This is a genomic window from Pseudomonas sp. p99-361 (genome assembly GCF_003935475.1).
GTDB lineage: Bacteria > Pseudomonadota > Gammaproteobacteria > Pseudomonadales > Pseudomonadaceae > Aquipseudomonas > Aquipseudomonas juntendi.
The window spans coordinates 60,274-82,625 of record NZ_RHQO01000007.1; the positions used below are offsets into that span (position 1 = coordinate 60,274).

The following is a 22,352-nucleotide window of genomic DNA, read 5'->3' on the forward strand; positions in this document are numbered from 1 at the left end:
GACCGAGCGCCGCGCGGGCGGCGCTCGATCTCACTGTCACCACAAAAACCACGCCATACACCCATGTGACATGAGGTTATCCCCCCATTACAGACCAAGGGGTGAAACCCTGCCCCCCGGATGCAGTACAATCGCCCCTTTTTCTTGGCAACGAGTCGAAGCCAATGATCGAACCCAAGCGCGTCCTGCGCGCCCTAGCCGAACACTGGGCCCTGATCGAGCCGCTGTGCGAGCGTTTCGACCAGGGCACCCTGAGCCTGGTCGAGCTGCGCCAGCATGTGGCCCGCCAGCAAGTAGAAAGCACCCCGCAGGACATCACCCAGCTGCTCGACGTGTGGATCCGCCTGGACATCCTGGTCCCGGTGGCCAAAAGCCCGAACCGTTTCGAGCTCAATGCGCAGATACACGACTTTCTCGCCTACCTGCGCCGCGAGCACCGGCTGGGCCTGTGCCTGGAGATCGAAGCCTACCTGCGCCACCTGGAGCGCCTTGCCGGGCACATCCAGGATGCCTTCGACAACCGCGACAGCGACGACCTGGCGCGCCAGCTGCGCCTGCTCGACATGCGCGTGCGCGATGTGCTCAAAAAGCTCGACAACGACGAGCAGGCGCTGGTGGCCGTGGCCGAACGGGCCAAGACCAGCAACCGCCAGATCCCGCTGCGCCAGCGCTATGCCGAGGTCCTGGCCACCTGGGACGAGTACGTCGAGCCGATGATCCAGCTGGTCAACGCCGACGGCGCCTTCGAGCAAGGCGTGCGCAAGGTCGAGACCGTGCTGCTCAAGCTGCTGGGCGAACAGGCGCGCCTGGGCCACCTGGTCGATGACGACATGCTGCTGCGCACCCATGCGCGCATCCTGGAGATGCAGACCAACGCTCAGCTCACCCTGCGCCACGCCCGCGAACTGCTGTTGCCGCTGCGCGAAGAAGCCCGTCGGCACAACGCCGTGACCCGTGGCGCCGCACTGGCCCTGTCGGTGATCCGGCGCAAGGGCCTGGATGCCGTGCCGCAAGCGGCCATGCCGATGTTCACCCGCCCGCAAAGCACCTTTCTCGGCAGTGCCAGCCAGGTCGAAGCCTACGTGTACGCCCTGGCCCGCTTCGAGCCCAAGCCGGCGCGCTTCCCCAAGGCCCACAAGACGCAGTCCGGTGCCCTGCCCCGCGCCCCACGCACGGTCAAGGAAATGGCCGAACGTTGCGAACAGGCGCTGCCCCTGCCCGACCTGATGGTCTGGCTGCTGGAGCAGGAGCCCGAAGGCGCCACCGACGAGTTGCTGTACTGGTTCTCGCGCCTGTCGCGGGAAAAGCGCTTCAAGCGCGAACGCCTGGACCGGCGCGAGTACACCACCCAGGAACACTTGGTCAGCCTGCGCTCGTTCGCCCTGACCTCCAGCCGCGAAGACGCCAACAGCGCGCCTACCGACCCCAACGCGAGCCCAGCCCATGCATCTTGATCTTTCCGAACTGTCCCAGCTCGCGCCGATCTTTCGCGAGCTGTTCAAAGGCTTCCACATCAGCCGTCGCGACCCCGAGCTGTACGCTCAGCTGTCGAACTTCCAGGACCAGTACCGCACCCTGTTCAAGGCCCTGGGCTTCGAGCTGGTGTGCGACACCCGTGGTTTCTACTACTTCGTGCCGGACATGACCGCGGCGCAGGTCAACAAGACCGCGCAACGCCTGTCGCTGTTCACCTTCATCCTGGTCGAGCACCTGGCGGACCAGGGCCGCGACCCCATGGCAGTGCTGGACGGCGGCAGTATCGGCCGCGACGAGCTGCCCTCGTTGCTGGACAAGTACCGCGACCTGTTCCTGCAGGCCGAGGTGCAGACCGTCGACGAGCTTGAAGAGAAGATCCTGCGGCGCATGACCCAGCTGGGCTTCGCCCACGAAGAAGGCGGCATCTACCGCTTCCTGCCGCCCATGCACCGTTTCCTCGACGTGTGCCTGTCGGTGCAGCAGGACCGCGACCTGGCCGCCACGCTGCACAGCGACCTGCCGCTGCCGACCCCGGTATTGGTCGAGGAAGAAAGCCCCGAAGAACTCAACCGCACCGACGACCCGCTGGACCTCACGCCGTTCGAGGGCGAGGAAAGCGAAGAGGACGCCCTGGCCCGGGCCATCCGCGAAGAGCAACAGGAGATTGACGCATGAGCCAGGAACGCTACGGCATCCGCCGCTTCGCACTGCTCAACACTGCAGGCTACAGCCTTGGCCTGTTCCCGCTGGAGCACCCGCTGTCGGTCTACGGCGCCAACAACCTGGGCAAATCGGCGTCGATCAACGCGCTGCAGTTCCCGATCCTGGCACGCATGTCAGACATGAGCTTCGGCAAGTACAGCCTCGAGCAGTCGCGCCGCTTCTACTTTGCCAGCGACACCTCGTACATTCTCTGCGAACTGAGCCTGCCCCATGGCCCCCACGTGATTGGCGTGGTCGGCCGCGGGCCGGGCGGTGGTTTCGGTCACCAGTTCTTCGCCTACAAGGGCGAACTGGACCTGGCCCACTACCAGAAGAACGACACCTGCCTGCGCCAGAAAGAGCTCTTCACCAACCTCGAGCGCCTGGGCATAAAGGCTTACGAGGTCAAGCCCGACGAGCTGCGCCGGCTGCTGGTCGGCGGCCACACGTCGGTGCCGCTGGACCTGACCATGATCCCGCTGCGCTCCACCAGCGAGCAAAGCCTGAAAACCTTCCGCGCACTGTTCATCAACCTGCTGCACATGCGCGAGATCACTGCGGCCAAGCTCAAGCAACTGTTCCTCGATGCCTTCGAGCACAGCCTGCGCTCGGGCAGCGTTGACTACATCGCCGCCTGCGAAGAGGCCTTCCGCGACGTACGCCGCATGGAACAGGACTACAACGCCCTGGTCGCGGCCGGCCCGCTGGTCGAGGCGCTGGCGGGCGGCGTGGCCCAGCGTGACATCCTGCGCGGCAAGCTGCACCGCATTTCCCCGGTGCTCGACACCTTGCTGGGCACCTGGCAGGAATACGCCATGGCGCGCAAGGAAGAGCTGGTGATCCAGGCCGAGCACTACCGTGGCGAGCAGGACCGCCTGCAGAACGACCAGCGCGGCGGCACCCAGGAGCTGATGCGCCTGGAGCGCGAAATCACCGGTATCCAGCGCTGGCTGGGTGAGCTGTCGGCCCTCAAGCACCGCTTTGCGCTGGTCGATGACGTGAAGGTGCTGGAGCAGCAACTGCTGGCAGCCAAGGACGCGCACGACGAACTGGCCGGTGCCCTGGCCCAGTCGCGGCAGTTCAGCGCCGAAGACCTCGACGAGCGTGTGCGCGACCTGGAAAAGCGCCTGAAGCAGGTCAAGCAGCAGCTCGACCATGCCGACAACAACAGCTATGCGCGCCTGCGCGAAGAGTTCTCGCAGCAGGACGTCGACCGCCTGATGCGCCTGTTCAACGGTGCGCTGTTCAGCCTGCCATTGGGCGAGCGCGGCATCGAGCTGGACGACAGCGACCTGTGGGTAAAATCGCTGGAAGCGGTGCTCGACGGCTTCAAGGGCGAGCGCTTCGAGGCGCCGGGCCTGGCCATCGACCTGACCAACATCGACCCGCCGGCCCTGCAGGCCCTGGCCGACCGCGCCGCCCTGCGCGACCAGAAAGAGCGCCTGGAGAAAGAGCTGAAACAGCTCAAGACCCAGCAGGCCGTAGCCGCCGACCGCTCGGCCTCCAAGGCCCAGACCGAAACCCTGTATCAGGAAGTGCTGGACGCCCAGAAGGCCCTGGAAGACTACCGCCGCAGCCAGACCCTCGCGGCCGAAGAGCCGGAAAAACTCGAGCAACTGTCGCAACTGGAAGCCGCCCAGGACGAGCTCAAGCGCTCCAGCGACGCGTTCACCGAACGCGTCCAGCAACTGTCGGCCAAGCTGCAACTGGTCGGCCGCCAGCTCGGCGACCTGGAGTCCAAGCAGCGCACCCTGGAAGACGCCCTGCGCCGCCGCCAACTGCTGCCGGCCGACCTGCCCTACGGTACGCCTTTCATGGAAGCCATCGACGATTCGATGGACAACCTGCTGCCGCTGCTCAACGACTACCAGGACAGCTGGCAGAGCCTGCAGCGCGTCGATAACCAGATCGAGGCACTGTATGCCCAGGTGCGCCTGAAAGGCGTGGCCAAGTTCGACAGTGAAGACGACATGGAGCGCCGCCTGCAATTGCTGGTGAACGCCTATGCGCACCGCACCGACGAAGCCCTGACCCTGGCCAAGGCGCGCCGCGCGGCGGTGACCGACATCGCCCGCACCCTGCGCAACATCCGCAGCGACTACGACAGCCTCGAGCACCAGCTGGCGCTGTTCAACCGCGAGATCAACAAGCGCCAGGTATCCAACCTGGAAAGCTTCCGCGTGGTGCTGGCGCCGAACAAGGAAGCGCTCAAGCATATCGACCAGATCATCCACAGTGCCGGCCAGTACGAGGAAGGCGAAACCCTGTCGGTATTCGACCTGACCCAGAGCGCCGAGCAGGACAACAAGAACGAAGAGGCCAAGGAGTACCTGGCGCGCCTGGTGGCGGCCAACCACAACCAACTGGGTTTGAAGGACCTGTTCGAGCTGGCGTTCGAGATCACCAAGGTCAACGGCCAGCCGGTCATCCATGCCGACATCGATGGCGCGGCCTCCAACGGCACCACCATGACCATCAAGGCGCTGACCAACATGTACCTGTTGCTGCACCTGATGGACCGCGACCTGGCCGGCCGTATTCGCCTGCCGTACTACCTGGACGAAGCGGCCGACATCGACGAGCGCAACCAGGCGGCACTGCTGGAAACCAGCCTGCAGCTGGGCTTCGTGCCGATTCTGGCGAGCGTGAAGCCCCAGGTATCGGCACGTGTGGCGATCGACCTGGAAGGTGGCAGCGGGCCGAATGGCATCTACATCGACGAGGCGGACTGGAAGTTCATCAGCCGCTTGGATGAGGTGAAAGCGGTTGTGCGTGAGGACCAGGCCGAAGAGTTGGCCTGAGGAACCTGGGGCCGCTTTGCGGCCCTTTCGCGACACAAGGCCGCTCCCACATTGACCGGCATATGCAGGACCTTTGTGGGAGCGGCCTTGCGTCGCGATGGAGGCCAAAGGCCTCCCGGCCATCTACCAGGCGATCACTGCGCCCAAGGCAAGATCGGAATCGCCGTCACCGCATTCTGTGGGCTGCCCTCGACGATGCGGTCGCTGTACACCAGGTACACCAGGGTATTGCGCTTCTTGTCGAGGAAGCGCACCACCTGCATGGTCTTGAACACCAGCGAGGTGCGCTCCTTGAACACCTCCTCGCCATCCTTGAGCTCACCCTTGAAGCTGATCGGCCCGACCTGGCGGCAGGCGATGGAGGCCTCCGCCCGATCTTCGGCAAGGCCCAGCCCGCCTTTCACCCCGCCCGTCTTGGCCCGCGACAGGTAGCAAGTCACACCTTCGACCTTGGGGTCGTCGAAGGCTTCCACCACGATGCGGTCGTTCGGCCCAAGGAACTTGAACACGGTGGACACCTGGCCGATTTCCTCAGCCCCGGCCAGCATGGGCAAAGCCAACGCGGCAACGGCAATCATCCTTTTCAACACAGCCAAACCCTCAGACCAGAACCAGGTTGTCGCGGTGCACCAGTTCTGGCTCCGCAATGTAGCCCAAGGTGCTCTCGATGGCATCCGAAGGCTGGCCAATGATCTTCTGCGCCTCCAAGGCGCTGTAGTTGGCCAGGCCACGGGCGACCTCTGCACCGTCCGGGCCGACGCACACCACCATCTCGCCACGGCGGAAACTGCCTTGCACGGTTTTCACCCCCACCGGCAGCAAGCTCTTGTTGGCCTGGCGCAGCGCCTGCACGGCACCGGCATCCAGCACCAGGGTGCCACGGGTTTGCAAGTGCCCAGCCAGCCACTGCTTGCGCGCCGCGAGCATGCCGCGCTCGGGTGACAGCAAGGTCCCCAGACGCTCGCCAGCCTTCAGGCGGTCGAGCACGCGCTCGATGCGGCCACCGATGATGATGGTGTGGGCACCCGAGCGGGCCGCCAGGCGCGCGGCGCGCAGCTTGGTCTGCATGCCGCCACGGCCCAGCGCGCCACCGGTGCCGCCGGCCACGGCATCCAGCGCCGGGTCGTCGGCACGGGCTTCGTAGATCAGCTGGGCCTCGGGGTTGTTGCGCGGGTCGGCGTCGAACATGCCATCACGGTCGGTAAGGATCACCAACAGGTCGGCCTCGACCAGGTTGGCCACCAGCGCCGCCAGGGTATCGTTGTCGCCGAAACGGATTTCATCGGTGACCACGGTGTCGTTTTCGTTGATGACGGGCACCACACCCAGGTCGACCAGGGTACGCAGGGTGCTGCGGGCGTTCAGGTAACGCTTGCGGTCGGACAGGTCGTCATGGGTCAGCAGGATCTGCGCGGTGTGCTTGCCGTGCTCGCCGAAGCTCGACTCCCAGGCCTGCACCAGGCGCATCTGGCCGATCGACGCAGCGGCCTGCAGCTCGTTCATCGCGCTCGGTCGCGAGGTCCAGCCCAGCTGGCTCATGCCGGCAGCAACGGCCCCGGAGGACACCAGTACCAACTCCACGCCCGCCTCACGCAGCGCGACCATCTGCTCGACCCAAACGGCCATGGCCCCGCGGTCGAGGCCCTTGCCATCGGCGGTCAGCAGAGCACTGCCAATCTTCACGACCCAGCGCTTGGCGCCCGTCACCTTGCTTCGCATCTTCTTCCAACCTATGTCGAATCTGTAGATACCGTGGATACAAAAACGCCGCTCCAGAGAGCGGCGTTTAGTGTACTGCAACCGGTCAGTCGCGCACGTAAATGATTTCCGGGCCGTCTTCGTCGTCCTCGAAATCATCGTCCCAACCGTCATCGTCGCCGATGTCGTGCACGCTCTTGACGCCGGTGCGACGCAGGGTGCGGGCGTCGTCCAGGGCCTGCAGCTGGGCACGGGCTTCGTCTTCGATGCGCTGGTCGAGGTCGGCCAGCTCTTCGGCGTAGGCCGGGTCGTTGGCCAGGCGGTCGGCGCGGTCTTCGAGGTAGCGCATCAGGTCGTGGCTGAGCTTTTCGGTGCCCTGCTTGGAGATGGCCGAAATCACGTAGACCGGACCGTCCCACTGCAGGCGCTCGACCACTTCCTGCACGCGTGCGTCGCGCTCGTCGTCCATGACCATGTCGGCCTTGTTCAGCACCAGCCAGCGCTCACGCTCGGCCAGCGACGGGCTGAAGCGGGTCAGCTCGTTGACGATCACTTCGGCTGCGTCGGCAGGGCTGCTCTCGTCCAGCGGCGCGATGTCCACCAGGTGCAGCAGCACGCGGGTGCGGGCCAGGTGCTTGAGGAAGCGGATACCCAGGCCGGCGCCATCGGAAGCACCTTCGATCAGGCCGGGGATGTCGGCGATGACGAAGCTCTTCCAGCGGTCGACGCTGACCACACCCAGGTTCGGCACCAGGGTGGTGAACGGGTAATCGGCCACTTTCGGCTTGGCGGCCGAAACCGAGCGAATGAAGGTGCTTTTGCCGGCGTTTGGCAGGCCCAGCAGGCCCACGTCGGCCAACACCTTCATTTCCATCTTCAGGTCACGCTGCTCACCCGGCTTGCCTGGGGTGGTCTGGCGCGGTGCCCGGTTGGTACTGGACTTGAAGCGCGTGTTGCCCAGGCCGTGCCAGCCGCCTTGGGCGACCATCAATTTCTGCCCCGGGGTGACCAGGTCACCGATCACTTCCTGGGTGGAAGCATCGATCACGGTAGTACCGACCGGCACACGCAGGAACAGGTCTTCACCCTTCTTGCCGGTGCAGTCGGTGCTGCCGCCGTTGGCGCCGCGCTGGGCTTCGTGGTGACGGGTGTAGCGGTAGTCGACCAGGGTGTTCAGGTTTTCGTCGGCAACCATGTACACCGAGCCGCCGTCACCGCCATCCCCGCCATTGGGGCCACCGTTCTCGATGAACTTCTCGCGACGGAAGCTCATGCAACCGTTGCCGCCGTCACCGGCCTTGACCCGAATAGATACTTCGTCAACAAACTTCATTAAAACCGCCTCTCGTCGGCAGACGAGCTGAATGACTCAAAAACATGAGGCTCTTGCAAAAATGAGCGCGGCGGCCCCGTACGACCGTAGAAACCAACGCCGGCAACCCAGACAAACAGCTTTGCAAGAGGCTCACCACAAACGAAAAAGCCCCGTCGCATGACGGGGCTTCTGGAGCGACGTCGCGATTAAGCGGCGACGATGCTCACGTAACGGCGCATGAACTCGCCTTTCTTCTCGAACTTGATCACGCCTTCGATCTTGGCGAACAAGGTGTGGTCCTTGCCCATGCCAACGCCGTAGCCAGCGTGGAATTCGGTGCCGCGCTGACGGACGATGATGTTGCCTGGCTTGATAACCTGGCCGCCATACATCTTCACGCCAAGGCGTTTCGATTCTGAGTCGCGACCGTTACGAGTACTACCACCAGCCTTCTTGTGAGCCATGGTTCAATTCTCCAAATAAATTCAGGGGATCTAGGGGATTAAGCCTGGATGCCGGTGATTTTGATCTCGGTGAACCACTGGCGGTGGCCCATACGCTTCATGTGGTGCTTACGACGACGGAACTTGATGATGCGAACCTTGTCGTGGCGGCCTTGCGAAACGACTTCGGCCACTACTTTAGCGCCAGCAACAACTGGAGCACCGATGGTGACGTCTTCACCGTTGGCGACCAGCAGGACGCGATCGAAAGTCACGGATTCGCCAGTGGCGACTTCCAGTTTTTCGATCTTGAGGAATTCACCTTCAGCGACTTTGTACTGCTTGCCGCCGGTAACGATTACTGCGTAAGACATGGTATTTCTCCGATAATCCTGCTCACCCAGCGCTTTATATGATGAGTATTGGCTGGCATGGCTGCACAGGGCTGGAACGGCCCGGCGCAATTGCGTAAGGCAGGTGCTGCCCAGGAAGTTAGGGTGCGCGATTGTACGCAACCACGGTTTTGCTTGCAAGTGCCGCCCCCGGCCAGCTGGCACCGCGCCTTGACACACCGGGACCTGCGACCTAGCATGCCGCGCAACCTCACTGGAGCAGCCGATGCAACCCCAAACCTTCTACCGCGCGGTAGCTGATGATTTCAGCGCCGTCGACGAGATCATCAAGAAGCAGCTGACCTCGCGCGTGCCGCTGGTATCGAAGATCGGCGACTATATCACGTCCGCCGGCGGCAAGCGCCTGCGCCCCCTGCTGGTCCTGCTGTGTGGCAAGGCCCTGGGCCGTGAAGGCGACGACCTGCGCCTGCTGGCTGCCACCATCGAGTTCCTGCACACCGCCACCCTGCTGCACGACGATGTGGTCGACATGTCCGGCATGCGCCGCGGCCGTTCCACCGCCAATGCCCTGTGGGGTAACGCGCCGAGCGTGCTGGTGGGTGACTTCCTTTATTCGCGCTCGTTCGAAATGATGGTCGAGCTGGGCTCGATGCCGGTCATGCAGATCCTGTCCAAGGCCACCCGGGTGATTGCCGAGGGTGAGGTGCTGCAGCTGTCGCGGGTACGCGACGCCAGCACCACCGAGGAAGTCTACATGGAGGTCATCCGGGGCAAGACGGCCATGCTGTTCGAAGCCTCCACCCACAGCGCCGCGGCGCTGGCCGAAGCCACGGACGCGCAGCGCGAAGCCCTGCGAACCTTTGGCGACCACCTGGGCGTGGCCTTTCAGCTGGTCGACGACCTGCTGGACTACAAGGGCGACTCGCAGACGCTGGGCAAGAACGTTGGCGACGACCTGGCCGAAGGCAAGCCTACCCTGCCGCTGATCTACACCATGCGCGAAGGCACCGCCGAACAGGCGGCGCTGGTGCGCCAGGCCATTCAGAAGGGCGGCCTGGAAGACCTGGAGCAGATTCGCGTGGCAGTCGAGGAATCGGGTGCGCTGCAGTACACCGCAGAGCTGGCTCGTGATTACGTGAAGCGCGCCATTGCATGCCTTGAGGTGCTGCCAGCCAGCGAGTACCGCGATGCACTGGTTGAGCTGAGCGAGTTTGCAGTCGCGCGCACGCACTGACACACCGAGCCGCTTCTTCGCGGGCTTGCCCGCTTCCACAGGTTGATACCGACACTGTGGCAGCGGGCAAGCCCGCGGTTGCTTTTGTCCGGACATAATCCCTTCTGGAAAAATACCTTTTACAATGCGGGCTTTCTACCGCCCGTCTGTTTGTTTGAGGAACCGAAGTGAGCACTCTGCCACCCTGCCCGAAATGCAATTCCGAATACACCTATGAGGATGGCACTCAGCTGATCTGCCCTGAATGCGCCCACGAGTGGTCGGCCAGCGGCGATGCCGAGGCTGCCAGCGACGAGGTGGTGAAAAAGGATTCGGTCGGCAACATCCTGCAGGATGGCGACACCGTCACCGTGATCAAGGACCTGAAGGTCAAGGGTTCATCCCTGGTGGTCAAGGTCGGCACCAAGGTCAAGAACATCCGCCTGTGCGATGGCGACCACGACATCGACTGCAAGATCGACGGCATCGGCGCCATGAAGCTGAAGTCCGAGTTCGTTCGCAAAGTCTGATTCCATGAATTCCGCCAATTGGCGCTTGCTATTCTGATAATAAGAATTATTCTCATTGGAATCGATTTCCAAGGAGAGTAGCCATGACTTATCTGATCGACGCCTGGCTGGACCGCCCTCACCCCTACCTGCGCATTCTTCATCGGGAAACCGGCGAGGTGTGCGCGGTACTCGAAGCAGAAGCCCTCGACGAACTGCGTGATCAGGGCGACCTGGACATGAGCGGGTTGAATTCGAGTGAACCGGGGGTATTGAAGGAGCTGGTGCGGAATCTGTTTCTGTTCTGCTATGCGCGGGCGTTGCGCCCCGGGGGAACGGATTGGAATTGAGGTTGGCAGCGCCGGCCTCATCGCTGGCAAGCCAGCTCCCACAAGTACTGCTAACGCGACACCTGTGGGAGCGGGCGAGCCCGCGAATGGGCCGCAAAGCGGCCCCGGCGATCTTACAGAACGTCGAGCAGCTCGACGTCGAACACCAGCACGCTGTGCGGCGGGATGCTGCCCACGCCTTGGGCGCCGTAAGCCAGCTCGCTCGGCACGTACAGGCGCCATTTGCTGCCTGCGTTCATCAGCTGCAGGGCTTCGGTCCAGCCAGCGATCACGCCGCCGACCGGGAATTCAGCCGGCTGGCCACGCTCGTAGGAGCTGTCGAACACAGTGCCGTCGATCAGGGTGCCGTGGTAGTGCGTGCGCACGTTGTCTTCACGGCTTGGCTTGGCGCCGTCGCCGGCAGTCAGCACTTCGAACTGCAGACCGGAAGCCAGGGTAGTGATGCCGTCACGCTTGGCGTTCTCGACCAGGAATTCCTTGCCCGCGGCAGCAGCGGCTTCGGCCTTGGCCGCCGCTTCGGCTTGCATCACTTCGCGGATGACCTTGAAGCTGGCCGACAGGTCGGCTTCGCTGACGCGGCTGTCGGCGCCGTTGAAAGCGTCGGTCAGGCCGGCCAGGATCGCTTCCAGGCTGACGCCTGGTGGTGGGTTGTCGCGCAGCTGGCCGCCCAGCTGACGGCCAATGCCGTAGCTGACGCGGGTTTCGTCGGTGGACAGGTTGAGTTCGGACATTGTCGTGCTCCACTGCAGGGCGCAGTGCAGCCGCGCCCTTGATGAAAAGGGCGAGCAGCCTAGCACACTGGGCCGCCGCGAGCAGCTACCAGGCCGAAGGCTGCGCGCGCGAACAGCCCTGTACAACTCAGTGCTTGGTCAGCTTGTCCAGGTAGCCCATGCAGAACGCCGAAACCACGAAGGTCATGTGAATGATCACGTACCACATCAGGTAGTCGGTGGAGATGTTCTGTGCGTCCATGAACACGCGCAGCAGGTGAATGGACGAAATGGCCACGATCGATGCGGCCACCTTCATCTTCAGCGACGAAGAGTCCATTTTGCCCAGCCAGTTGAGTTTTTCCTTGCTTTCGTCGATGTCCAGTTGCGAGACGAAGTTCTCGTAGCCAGAAATCATCACCATCACCAGCAGGCCGCCCACCAGCGACATGTCGATCAGCGACAGGATCACCAGGATCAGGTCGGCTTCGCTGAGGGCGAAGACGTTGGGCAGGACGTGGACCACTTCCTGGAAAAATTTCAGCGCCAGGGCCAGCAGGCCGAGTGACAGGCCGAAGTAGATCGGGGCGAGCAGCCAGCGCGAGGCATACATCGCGTTTTCGAGGATACGTTCCATGAAGTTCGGGACTCATCAGATGACTAAAAAAGCGACGGCGAGTATAGCCAGCCACCTGTTGCAGCAAAAGCCCGATCCAGGCGACCACGACCCCCTGTAGGGCGGCCTTGCGTCGCGATCGGCCCGCAAAGCACCCCAGCGTACGCTCAGGTCTCCGGATGAAACTGGTAATCCCCCAGGTTCCGGCAGCGCTCGCCGTTGATCCGGCGCAGCTGCGCCTGCAGGTGCAAGCACCAGATCTGCGGGTCTTCTGCCACCTGGTACCCGTGCAGGGTCAGGCTGTCGACGATGGCATGCAGCACCGACTCGGCCACCATTGGCCCATGGAACGGCCCCTGGGCCTTGATTGCAGAGGGTTGTTCACCGGCCATGCCGGCGGCGAACAGCAAGGTCCACATGCCGGTGTCGCCGGCCAATGGGCGAATGCTGCATTCGATGCGGGTCACCAGGCCCAGGCACTGGCGTGTGAGGCTGAGGTTGCGCATGGCCGCGTCCCCTCCAATGAGCCTTGTTCAGCCTGAAACCCTCAGGCTGTTTCCATCCTGAACGCTGTTCCTTCCTTAAGTTCCAGCATAGAAGAGCAAAACAGAAAGTTGGAAAACCGGCGCTGAACGGTAGCACATGGCCGCCAGCGCCGGTTTATTGACTTAGGCGGGCTTGGCCTGGGCGATGACTTCCTCAAGGCGCTCCTTTTCCGCCTTTTCGATCTCTTCCTCGCTGATCATCTCGGCAATTTCCCGTAGGCGCTCCACCACCCGGGCGTTGACACTGCCCTCGGTGAACTGGCCCTTGTCATCCAGCACGCCGGCCTCTTCGCCCACCAGCAGGCTGAGCGCCTCGTCGGCCTGGCTGACGGCGTAGACGTGGAACATGCCGTTTTCCACAGCCTGCAACACACGCTCGTCCAGCATCAGGGTAGCCACGTTGGCACGCGGGATGATGACCCCCTGCTCGCCCGTCAGGCCACGCGCTTCGCACAGGCGGAAGAAGCCCTCGATTTTCTCGTTCACCCCACCCACGGCCTGCACTTCACCAAACTGGTTGATCGAGCCAGTAATGGCGAAGCACTGCTTGAGCGGTGTACGCGACAAGGCCGAGATCAGCGTGCACGCCTCGCCCAGCGAGGCGCTGTCACCGTCCACATAGCCGTAGGACTGCTCCAGGGCGATACTCGCGGAAATCGCCAACGGGAACTCCTGGGCGTAGCGGCTGCCCAGGTAACCAGTGAGGATCATCACCCCCTTGGAGTGGATCGGCTGGCCCAGGTTGACCTCTCGCTCGATGTCGACGATACCGCTGCCGCCCGGGTATACCGTGGCCGAAATACGTGCCGGCATGCCGAACGCCGAATCGCCGACTTCCAGCACCGTCAGGCCGTTGCACTTGCCGATCGCCGCACCTTCAGTGTCGATCAGGATGATGCCGGCAAGCATGTCGTCCAGTACCCGCTGCGATACCCGGCCGGTACGGGTGGCCTTGGCCTTGAGTGCCCGCTCGATATGGCCGGCGTCAGTCATTTCGTCACCGGCCAGCTGGCGGATGAAGTCGGCTTCGCTGACCAGCTGGAACAGGTCGCCGATACGGGCCGACAAGCGCGACTGGTTCTCCGCCAGGCGTGCGCTGAACGTGGCCAGGCGCGCCACCGCATCGCTGGTCAGCGGCGCCATGCCTTCTTCGTTGGTGCGGGTGCGCAACAGCTGGGCGAATTGCTCCAGGTTCTCGTCGACCATGGGCATGTCTTCGTCGAAGTCGACCAGCACGCGGAACATCTCCTGGAAGTCCGAGTCGTGGTCCTGCAGTGCGTAGTACAGCTGCCGCGAGCCGATGATCACCAGCTTGACATTGAGCGGGATCATCTGCGGCTGCAGGCTGACAGTAGCCACCCGGCCCAGCTCACCGATCGGCGATTCCATTTTCAGCTTGCGCGATTGCAGCGCACGCTTGAGCGCGTCCCACACGAACGGTTCGCCCAGCATCTTCTCGGCTTCGAGGATCAGGAAGCCGCCATTGGCCCGGTGCAGCGCCCCCGGGCGCAACTGGCGATACGAGGTATACAGCGCGCCCTGGTCGGTGCTGTATTCGATGCGGCCAAACAGGTTGTCGTAGGTCGGATGCGGCTCGAACACCACCGGTGCGCCACCGTTGGCGTAGTGGCCCACGACCAGGCTTGGCGCGTATTGCTCTTCCAGCAGCTTGCGGGCAACGGCGTCGGTCTTGCTGTCATCGACCAGTTGCTCGACCACGGTGCGCAGCAGGTTCAATTGCACCGATTGCAGGTAGGCGCAGACCGCGGCGTTCTCGGCGTACTTTTCCGAAAGCGGCGCCAGCAGCGGTTGCAGGGCCAGGGTGATGGTTTCTTCGTTCAGCTGGCGCAACTGGTTGTTCGACTCGCGCTTCCATTGCGGCAGGCTGGCCAACTCCTCGTTCAGCTGCTCCTCGAGCTGGGCGATGTCTTCGTGGAACTGCTCGCGCACCTCTTCCGGCAACTGGGCGAATTCCGCTTCGTCCAGCGCCTTGCCATCGGCCATGGGGGTGAAGGCGACGTTGCTGGAGTCGCGGTACAAGGCCACGTCCTTCTCCAGCGACGCCCGCTCGATCACATCCAGGGCACGGTCATAGCGCTGGTTGAAGGCGCGGTCGATGGCGCCCTTCTTCTGCTGGTACGACGGGTGCTCGAACACCGCCGGGAAGGTGGCCAGCAGGTTGTCGATCAGCCCGCCCATGTCGGCGATGAACTCGGTGGCGGTGCCGGACGGCAGCTCCAGTGCCCGCGGCTCGCGGGTGTCGTCGAAGTGGTTGACGTATACCCAGTCGGCCGGGGTCTGCTGGCGTTTGCCTTCGGCCTTGAGGTAGCGTTTGACGAATGAGAAACGCCCGGTGCCGGGCTCGCCCATCACGTACACGTTGTAACCAGGGCGTGGCATGGCCACGCCGAACTGCAGGGCCTCGACAGCACGCTCCTGGCCCAGGACTCCGCGAAACGGCTCCAGATCGTCGGTATTGGTAAAGGCAAACTGCTCGGATGAGAAACGCCGGGTCAGGGCTTCAGGCGCAAGACGCAGGCGCGCAGCGACAGGATCGGGCATTGGGTTTCCTTACTTCGGCGGGGCAGATACGCAGCATTCTGGCGCTGCCCGCGCGCGCCTTGCAAGGCTCCAGGGGACTTTATATCGCCGCACCTCACCGCCAGAGCAGGTATTCGAACAGCAAATTTTTCGCAATCAACAACGCAACCTTTAGATCGTGCCTAAACTCCAAGCTGCGCGGGTGGGTGAAATGCTTTCCCGACCTGGCAACCGAGTTGCCAGAAAACACTGACCCTTGGTTATGACAAAGAGAAAAAAGCTATGAAACGGATTCTTCTGGGTACTCTGTTCACCGTGGTCTCGCTCAACGCCATGGCAGAAGCGCCAGGCGGCCCGAACTGCGGCTGGGGCAATATGCTGTTCGAGGGCCAGCGCGGCACGCCGGCTCACTTCCTGGCTTCCACCACCAACGGCACCTCTGGTAACGCCACCTTCGGTATGACCTCCGGCACCAACGGCTGCTCGACCAAGGCTTCGCTGACCTACGGCGGCAAGTCCTGGTTCGCCATGAACGGCATGATGAACGAGCTTTCCGAAGACATGGCCATGGGCCAAGGTGAAGCACTGACCACCTATGCCGTGGTACTCGGCGTGGCCCCGGAAGACCGTGGCTACTTCAACTCGGTCACCCACCAGCACTTCAACCAGATCTTCAGCAGCGCCGACGTCACCGCTGAAACTGTCCACAGCAACACCCTCGCTGTACTGAAGGGCGACCCACGCCTGGCCAAATACGCTACCGAGGCCTAAGCTGCAGCTCCCGCCCCTTCGGGGGCGGGTTTCGCCTTTTTCGGCATCGTTCAGAAGTAGTTGCCCGATATGCTCAAACGCTTCGCTGCCCTCGCGCTGTGTGTCTGCACCCCTGTTCACGCCGCCCCTGTGCTGGATCAAGGCCGCCTCCAGCAACTGGCCAATACCCCCTACTGGATTGCCTTGGGTCATTACGAAACCGCCAAGCTCGGCGGCTGGCGCAGCTATGTGGACGATGACGCGTTCTTCCTGGCCAAAGACGGTGCGCACCACCCCGACCAGGAGCTGCAAGCCACGGTGCAAGCCCTGTACGCGCCGGCCAGCCTCGGCGACAAACATGCCCAGTGCGTATTCCCCGCACGCACCCGCTGGCTGCGTGAGCAACTGAATTTGCAAGGCTTGCCACAACCGGACTGCCAGGCGTTCAACACCTGGTACAAATCGGTCGACCCGCACAGCGCCGCGCTGATTTTCCCGGCGGCCTACCTGAACAGCCCCTCGTCGATGTTCGGCCACACCCTGCTGCGCATCGACCAGTCCACTACCCGCAGCGACGACACCACGCTGCTGAGCTACGCGATCAACTTCGGCGCCTACATCGAAGGCAGCGACAACAGCATCCTGTATGCCTGGAAAGGCCTGATGGGCGGCTACCCGGGGCTGTTCGCGCTGATGCCCTACCAAGAGAAGCTCTCCGAATACCGCAGCCTGGAAAACCGCGACCTGTGGGAATACCAGCTGGACCTGACCCCACAGGAAACCGGGCGCATGGTCGAGCATGTGTGGGAACTGAAGCAGATCCAGTTCGATTACTTCTTCTTCGACGAAAACTGCTCGTACCGCCTGCTGGAACTGCTGCAGGTGGCCCGCCCAAGCCTGGACCTGACATCGCAGTTTCCGCTGACCGCGATCCCCACCGACACGGTCAAGGCCGTGAAACAGTCCGGCCTGGTCGCCAGCGAAACCTACCGCCCTTCGCGCGAACGTGAACTGCTGGCCCGCGCCGAGCCGCTGGACCACAACGAAAAGCAACAGGTGCTGGCGGTCAGCGCCGACACCGCGCAACTGCAGAGCCCTGCGTTCAAGGCGCTGCCCCGCGAGCGCCAGGCGCTGGTGCAGGACGCCGCCTATCGCCTCGAGCGCTACCGTGCCAACGGTCAGGAGCGTGACCCGGGCCAAGCCAAGCGCAGCTTCGAACTGCTGCGGGCGATCAACGGCAACCCGCCCCCGCCGCTGCAGGTAGAGCGCCCCGGCCTGCCCGAAGACGGCCATGACTCACGTACCTGGCAACTGGGCGTGGGCACCCGCGAAGACCGTGCCTACGCCGAGTATGGCCTGCGCATGGCCTACCACGACCTGAACGACAACGCCTATGGCTTCCCGCTGGGCGCCCAGATCGAGATCCTGCAATTGAAGGTGCGCCAGTACGAAGGCAACGACTGGCAGGTACAACGCCTGGACTTGGCCACCATTCGCTCGCTGACCCCACGCAATGCGTTGCTCAAGCCTTGGTCATGGCAAGTGGCTGGCGGCCTGGAGCGGGTACCCGGCAAGCATGATGACGAGGTGCTGGTAAGCCATGTGAATGGTGGCGCCGGCGGCACCTGGCAACTGGCCGATGGCTTGCTCGGTTTTGCCTTGGGCACGGTGCGGGTCGAACACCACAACGACTTCGCCGAATTCATTGCCCCGGCCGCGGGGTTCAATGGCGGGCTGCTGTGGCGCAACGGGCTGGGCAACATGACCCTGGAGGCCAAAGGTGATTACTTCACCAATGGCGAAGTGCGGCGCAGCCTGAGCCTGAACCAGCAATGGGAAATCAGCCAGAACCTGGGGGTGAGGTTGAGTGCTTCGCGTGAGCTCAGCCACCTGGCCACTGCGCAGAATGAGGTGACGCTGGAGCTGAAGTGGTACCACTACTGAAGATTGCGGGTTGCCTGCACAGGCAACAGTGTGGCCCAACCAACTCTTTGACACTGTTTTGACACCAACCCGACAAATCGCCACCTAGACTTGCCCCTATCGACGGGAGGGTCAGGTGGTTATGTCGCGGTACTGGTTCGGCGTGTGCATTGCGTTGTTGCTGTCAGGTTGTGAAACCACCCACGAGCAAATGCTCGCCAACGGCTATCCCCCTGCCTATGCCGATGGCTTTCAGGACGGCTGCAGCAGTGGCCACCAGGCCGCCGGCACCATGGCCGGCGACTTTCGCAAGGACGTACCCCGCTACCTGCACGAGCGCCAGTACGAAACCGGCTGGGACGATGGCTTTCGCCAGTGCCAGGCCATGCAGAACACTGAAGAACAGCGCCAGTACCACGAGCGCTTCTGGGACCAGCGCGACCGCGAGTGGCAGCAGGAAAAGGACCGTGGCGCCGCCAAGGCCTATCGCCACGACTGAGGTCGTTAACGGACATTTCTTTAAACCTGCGGCCTGCCATGATGGTCTTCTGCACAAGGAGGCCTTGCATGAGCCGAGCATTCGTCAATGAGGACCAAGCCGCCGCCCAGGCCGATCAACCGGTAGAGCGGCGCGTCAGTGAGCAACCCAACTATGTGACCGCCAGCGGCCTGCGCCAGCTGCAGGAACGTGTGGCCGAGTTGAATGCCTTGCGCAGCGACCTGCAGGCGCAGGGCGAGCGTGTGGACAAGCAGCGGCTGGCCGATACCGAGCGCGACCTGCGGTACTTCAGCGCGCGGGTGCAGAGCGCCCAAGTGGTACCGCCCGCGACGTCGCACAGCAAGGTGCAGATTGGCAGCCGGGTACGCTTTGTCGACGCGCAAGACCAGGCGCATGAGGTACGGCTGGTGGGCGAGGATGAGGCGGATGCCGGGCGCGGCCTGATCAACTGGGGGTCGCCGTTGGGGCGGGCTTTGCTGGGGGCGGGGCCGGGGGATGAGGTGGTGTGGCAGCGGCCGGTTGGGGAATTGCTGATCGAAGTGACTGACGTGATCGCTGAAGGGTGAGGTGCCTTGTATCGCAACGGGCCGCAAAGCGGCCCCCTGCGATCCCGGATCAAACCACGCCCTGAGCCAACATCGCATCCGCCACTTTGACAAAGCCGGCGATGTTCGCACCTTTCACGTAATTGACCCGGCCATCCGCCTCTTCACCATAATGCACGCAAGCATGGTGGATCGATTGCATGATGTTGTGCAGCTTGCTGTCCACTTCGCCGGCAGTCCACAGCAGGCGCATGGCATTCTGCGACATTTCCAGGCCAGACACGGCCACACCGCCGGCGTTGGATGCTTTGCCCGGGGCATAGAGGATGCCGGCTTCCAGGAAGATATCCACCGCTTCCAGGGTGGTCGGCATGTTGGCGCCTTCGGCCACGCAGATACAGCCGTTGGCCAGCAAGGTACGGGCGTCTTCGGCGCCCAGTTCATTCTGCGTGGCGCACGGCAGGGCGATGTCGCATGCCAGGCTCCAAGGGGTCTGGCCCTTGCGGAACTCCAGGCCGAACTGCTCGGCCAGCTCGCTGATACGGCCCCGCTTGACGTTCTTCAGCGCCATCAATGCTTCCCACTGGGCATCGGTCAGGCCGGCTTCGGCATACAGCGTACCTTCGGAGTCCGACATGGAGATCACTTTGCCGCCCAGGTCCATCACCTTGCGCGCGGCATACTGGGCAACGTTGCCCGAGCCCGACACCGCCACGCGACGGCCGTCGATGCGCTTGTCCTGGCGCTTGAGCATTTCCTCGGCGAAATACACACAACCGTAGCCGGTGGCTTCGGGGCGAATCAGGCTGCCACCGTAGGTCATCCCCTTGCCGGTCAGTACCGACGTGAACTGGTTGGCAAGCCGCTTGTACTGGCCAAACATGAAGCCGATTTCGCGGGCACCCACGCCGATGTCACCGGCCGGCACGTCGCAGTCGGCGCCGATGTGGCGGTACAGCTCGCTCATGAACGCCTGGCAGAAGCGCATCACTTCGGCGTCGCTCTTGCCTTTGGGGTCGAAGTCCGACCCGCCCTTGCCACCGCCCATGGGCAGCGAAGTCAGGGAGTTCTTGAAGACCTGCTCGAAGGCCAGGAATTTCAGCACGCTGAGGTTGACCGAGGGGTGGAAGCGCAAGCCGCCCTTGTACGGGCCGATGGCGCTGCTCATCTGGATACGGTAGCCGCGGTTGACCTGCACTTTGCCCTGGTCATCGACCCACGACACGCGGAACAGCACCGCACGCTCCGGCTCGACCATACGCTCCAGGATGCCGGACTGCAGGTAATGAGGGTTGGCCTCAAGGAAAGGCCATAGCGTGCGCAGCACTTCTTCCACTGCCTGGTGGAACTCGGGCTGGCCTGGGTCTCTCTGTTGCAGGCGCACGAGGAAACTGTCGACAGATTCGATCATGGTAGACATCTCACCGAAGATTTTGGACTTATTGGTTTTTCGGGAATGTACCAAGAAGCAATCGCACCGGAACAGGGCGATATGTCGTTTTTTTGAATTTATTTGGTGCGTTTTATATAAGTGTATACAAAAAAATCCGCAATACTGGCCTTCAAACAGCCAGCCCCGTAAACGTCAGGCACAAAAATGGGGCCACCAACGGCCCCATTCCTGTGCATCAAGACACTGGCTTATTGGGCCAGTTTCTTGTGCCGTACCCGGTGCGGCTGGGCAGCAGCGTCACCCAGACGCTTTTTGCGGTCGGCTTCGTACTCGGTGTAGTTACCCTCGAAGAACACCACGTTCGAGTCGTCTTCGTACGCCAGGATGTGGGTCGCCACACGGTCAAGGAACCAACGGTCGTGGGAAATCACGATCGCGGCGCCCGGGAAGTCCAGCAGGGCTTCTTCCAGCGAACGCAGGGTTTCAACGTCCAGGTCGTTGGACGGTTCGTCGAGCAGCAGGACGTTACCGCCCTCCTTCAGCGTCAACGCCAGGTGCAGGCGACCCCGCTCACCACCGGACAGGTCCTTGACGAACTTCTGCTGGTCGCCGCCTTTGAAGTTGAAACGGCCAACGTAAGTGCGCGACGGGATCTCGTAGTTGCCGATCTTGATCATGTCGGAACCGTCGGACACCTGCTGGAACACGGTCTTGCTGCCGTCCAGGTCTTCGCGGCTTTGGTCGACGCAAGCCAGTTGCACGGTTTCGCCGATTTCGATGCTGCCCGAATCCGGCTGTTCCTTGCCCATCAGCATGCGGAACAGGGTGGACTTACCAGCACCGTTACCACCGATCACGCCGACGATCGCGCCTTTTGGCATGGCGAACGACAGGTTGTCGATCAGTACGCGGTCGCCATAGCCCTTGGTGACGTTCTTGAACTCGATGACCTTGTCACCCAGGCGTGGGCCGGCCGGGATGTAGATCTCGTTGGTTTCGCTACGCTTCTGGAATTCCTGCGACTGCATTTCTTCGAAGCGCTGCAGGCGGGCCTTGGACTTGGACTGGCGGGCCTTGGCGCCTTTGCGCACCCACTCCAGTTCCTCTTTCATGGCCTTTTCATGGGCGCTTTGCTGCTTGGACTCCTGCGCCAGGCGCTCGGACTTGGCTTCCAGCCAGCCCGAGTAGTTGCCTTCGTACGGGATGCCGGCGCCACGGTCCAGTTCCAGGATCCAGCCAGCGACGTTGTCGAGGAAGTAACGGTCGTGGGTAATCGCCACCACCGTGCCCGGGAAGTCGTGCAGGAAGCGCTCCAGCCAGGCCACCGAGTCGGCGTCCAGGTGGTTGGTTGGTTCGTCGAGCAGCAGCATGTCGGGGGCCGACAGCAGCAGGCGGCAAAGGGCCACACGGCGCTTCTCACCACCGGACAGGTGCTCGATGCGGGCGTCCCAGGCCGGCAGCCGCAGGGCGTCGGCAGCGACGTCCAGCTGGCGCTCCAGGTTGTGGCCATCGGCGGCCTGCAGGATGGCTTCCAACTTGGCCTGTTCGGCGGCCAGCTTGTCGAAGTCGGCATCTGGTTCGGCGTAGGCAGCGTACACCTCGTCCAGGCGGGCCTGGGCGTCCTTGATCACGCTGACCGCTTCTTCGACCACTTCGCGGACCGTCTTGCTCGGGTCCAGTTGCGGTTCCTGGGGCAGGTAGCCCACGTTGATGTCGGGCATCGGACGGGCTTCGCCGTCGAATTCCTTGTCGACGCCCGCCATGATCCGCAGCAGGGTCGACTTACCGGCGCCGTTCAGGCCGAGCACGCCAATCTTGGCGCCTGGGAAGAATGACAGGGAAATGTTCTTGAGAATTTCCCGCTTCGGCGGCACGACCTTGCTCAGCCGATGCATGGTGTAGACGTATTGAGCCAAAACCAAGCCCTCTAATCAGGTAAGTAAAGACATCGACGATCGCCCTGGCGCGCT

The 22,352-nt window shown here is 63.0% G+C and carries 21 protein-coding genes; 10 read left to right on the top strand and 11 right to left on the bottom strand.

The features are described 5' to 3' along the window. Window positions 1–164: 164 nt before the first annotated feature. From mksB to mksF, 3 genes are read left to right on the top strand one after another with little or no spacing between them, the layout of a single operon-like run. Complete coding sequence (gene mksB / locus EGJ22_RS05295) at window positions 165–1,454, top strand: Mks condensin complex protein MksB (RefSeq protein ID WP_009686111.1); 1,290 nt, start codon at window positions 165–167, stop codon at window positions 1,452–1,454. Next, window positions 1,444–2,151 carry an Mks condensin complex protein MksE gene (mksE, locus tag EGJ22_RS05300; RefSeq protein ID WP_009686110.1) on the top strand — a complete coding sequence of 236 codons (708 nt, stop codon included), beginning with the start codon at window positions 1,444–1,446 and terminating at the stop codon, window positions 2,149–2,151. Before mksB ends, mksE begins: the two co-directional genes overlap by 11 nt. Continuing rightward, window positions 2,148–4,979, top strand: a complete 2,832-nt coding sequence (gene mksF, locus EGJ22_RS05305; RefSeq protein ID WP_029887540.1) for an Mks condensin complex protein MksF — start codon at window positions 2,148–2,150, stop codon at window positions 4,977–4,979. The genes mksE and mksF overlap by 4 nt, the downstream gene beginning before the upstream one ends. A gap of 134 nt (window positions 4,980–5,113) precedes the next feature. Here the strand turns inward: mksF and EGJ22_RS05310 are convergent, their stop codons facing one another. From EGJ22_RS05310 to rplU, 5 genes are all read right to left on the bottom strand, one after another. After that, on the bottom strand, window positions 5,114–5,557 hold the full coding sequence (locus tag EGJ22_RS05310; RefSeq protein WP_161892746.1) for a CreA family protein: 444 nt from the start codon (window positions 5,555–5,557) through the stop codon (window positions 5,114–5,116). A gap of 22 nt (window positions 5,558–5,579) precedes the next feature. Continuing rightward, window positions 5,580–6,698 (bottom strand): glutamate 5-kinase, encoded by a 1,119-nt coding sequence (gene proB / locus EGJ22_RS05315; RefSeq protein WP_009686107.1) that lies wholly within the window; start codon window positions 6,696–6,698, stop codon window positions 5,580–5,582. A gap of 85 nt (window positions 6,699–6,783) precedes the next feature. Continuing rightward, window positions 6,784–8,010, bottom strand: coding sequence for an Obg family GTPase CgtA (gene cgtA, locus EGJ22_RS05320; protein ID WP_029884881.1), 1,227 nt, complete (start codon window positions 8,008–8,010; stop codon window positions 6,784–6,786). Between the two features lie 188 nt (window positions 8,011–8,198). Continuing rightward, on the bottom strand, window positions 8,199–8,456 hold the full coding sequence (gene rpmA, locus EGJ22_RS05325; protein ID WP_003247464.1) for a 50S ribosomal protein L27: 258 nt from the start codon (window positions 8,454–8,456) through the stop codon (window positions 8,199–8,201). Between the two features lie 38 nt (window positions 8,457–8,494). Beyond that, window positions 8,495–8,809: a 50S ribosomal protein L21 gene (gene rplU, locus EGJ22_RS05330; RefSeq protein ID WP_029884882.1), complete on the bottom strand. Its 315-nt coding sequence runs from the start codon at window positions 8,807–8,809 to the stop codon at window positions 8,495–8,497. Window positions 8,810–9,053: 244 nt separating this feature from the next. Between rplU and EGJ22_RS05335 the strand changes: the two genes are divergently transcribed. The 3 genes from EGJ22_RS05335 to EGJ22_RS05345 all read left to right on the top strand — a co-directional run bounded on the left by EGJ22_RS05335 (window position 9,054) and on the right by EGJ22_RS05345 (window position 10,860). After that, on the top strand, window positions 9,054–10,022 hold the full coding sequence (locus EGJ22_RS05335) for a polyprenyl synthetase family protein (protein ID WP_029884883.1): 969 nt from the start codon (window positions 9,054–9,056) through the stop codon (window positions 10,020–10,022). A gap of 167 nt (window positions 10,023–10,189) precedes the next feature. Continuing rightward, window positions 10,190–10,531, top strand: coding sequence for a zinc ribbon domain-containing protein YjdM (locus tag EGJ22_RS05340; RefSeq protein WP_009686103.1), 342 nt, complete (start codon window positions 10,190–10,192; stop codon window positions 10,529–10,531). Window positions 10,532–10,614: 83 nt separating this feature from the next. Further along, on the top strand, window positions 10,615–10,860 hold the full coding sequence (locus tag EGJ22_RS05345) for a hypothetical protein (protein WP_009686102.1): 246 nt from the start codon (window positions 10,615–10,617) through the stop codon (window positions 10,858–10,860). A gap of 113 nt (window positions 10,861–10,973) precedes the next feature. On the opposite strand, the gene EGJ22_RS05350 is transcribed toward EGJ22_RS05345, so the two are convergent. The 4 genes from EGJ22_RS05350 to EGJ22_RS05365 all read right to left on the bottom strand — a co-directional run bounded on the left by EGJ22_RS05350 (window position 10,974) and on the right by EGJ22_RS05365 (window position 15,293). Continuing rightward, a complete protein-coding gene (locus EGJ22_RS05350; RefSeq protein WP_009686101.1) occupies window positions 10,974–11,591 on the bottom strand; it encodes an FKBP-type peptidyl-prolyl cis-trans isomerase in 618 nt (205 codons plus the stop codon). A gap of 127 nt (window positions 11,592–11,718) precedes the next feature. Further along, a complete protein-coding gene (locus EGJ22_RS05355; protein WP_003247486.1) occupies window positions 11,719–12,207 on the bottom strand; it encodes a TIGR00645 family protein in 489 nt (162 codons plus the stop codon). A 146-nt stretch (window positions 12,208–12,353) separates the two neighbouring features. Continuing rightward, the gene (locus tag EGJ22_RS05360) at window positions 12,354–12,692 is read right to left on the bottom strand and encodes a hypothetical protein (RefSeq protein ID WP_009686099.1); all 339 of its coding nucleotides are present in this window, start codon (window positions 12,690–12,692) and stop codon (window positions 12,354–12,356) included. A 162-nt stretch (window positions 12,693–12,854) separates the two neighbouring features. Beyond that, window positions 12,855–15,293: a Lon protease family protein gene (locus EGJ22_RS05365; protein WP_029884884.1), complete on the bottom strand. Its 2,439-nt coding sequence runs from the start codon at window positions 15,291–15,293 to the stop codon at window positions 12,855–12,857. A 261-nt stretch (window positions 15,294–15,554) separates the two neighbouring features. On the opposite strand from EGJ22_RS05365, the gene EGJ22_RS05370 reads away from it, so the two are divergent. From EGJ22_RS05370 to EGJ22_RS05385, 4 genes are all read left to right on the top strand, one after another. Next, window positions 15,555–16,043 carry a DUF3015 domain-containing protein gene (locus EGJ22_RS05370; RefSeq protein WP_009686097.1) on the top strand — a complete coding sequence of 163 codons (489 nt, stop codon included), beginning with the start codon at window positions 15,555–15,557 and terminating at the stop codon, window positions 16,041–16,043. Between the two features lie 69 nt (window positions 16,044–16,112). Then, window positions 16,113–17,966, top strand: a complete 1,854-nt coding sequence (locus EGJ22_RS05375; protein ID WP_029884885.1) for a DUF4105 domain-containing protein — start codon at window positions 16,113–16,115, stop codon at window positions 17,964–17,966. Window positions 17,967–18,087: 121 nt separating this feature from the next. Then, window positions 18,088–18,444: a hypothetical protein gene (locus EGJ22_RS05380; protein ID WP_009686095.1), complete on the top strand. Its 357-nt coding sequence runs from the start codon at window positions 18,088–18,090 to the stop codon at window positions 18,442–18,444. Window positions 18,445–18,512: 68 nt separating this feature from the next. Next, a complete protein-coding gene (locus EGJ22_RS05385; protein ID WP_029884886.1) occupies window positions 18,513–19,010 on the top strand; it encodes a GreA/GreB family elongation factor in 498 nt (165 codons plus the stop codon). Between the two features lie 49 nt (window positions 19,011–19,059). Here EGJ22_RS05385 and gdhA read toward each other — a convergent pair whose 3' ends face one another. Continuing rightward, window positions 19,060–20,400 (bottom strand): NADP-specific glutamate dehydrogenase, encoded by a 1,341-nt coding sequence (gene gdhA, locus EGJ22_RS05390; RefSeq protein WP_029884887.1) that lies wholly within the window; start codon window positions 20,398–20,400, stop codon window positions 19,060–19,062. Window positions 20,401–20,630: 230 nt separating this feature from the next. After that, on the bottom strand, window positions 20,631–22,298 hold the full coding sequence (gene ettA / locus EGJ22_RS05395; RefSeq protein WP_009686092.1) for an energy-dependent translational throttle protein EttA: 1,668 nt from the start codon (window positions 22,296–22,298) through the stop codon (window positions 20,631–20,633). Window positions 22,299–22,352 lie beyond the last annotated feature (54 nt).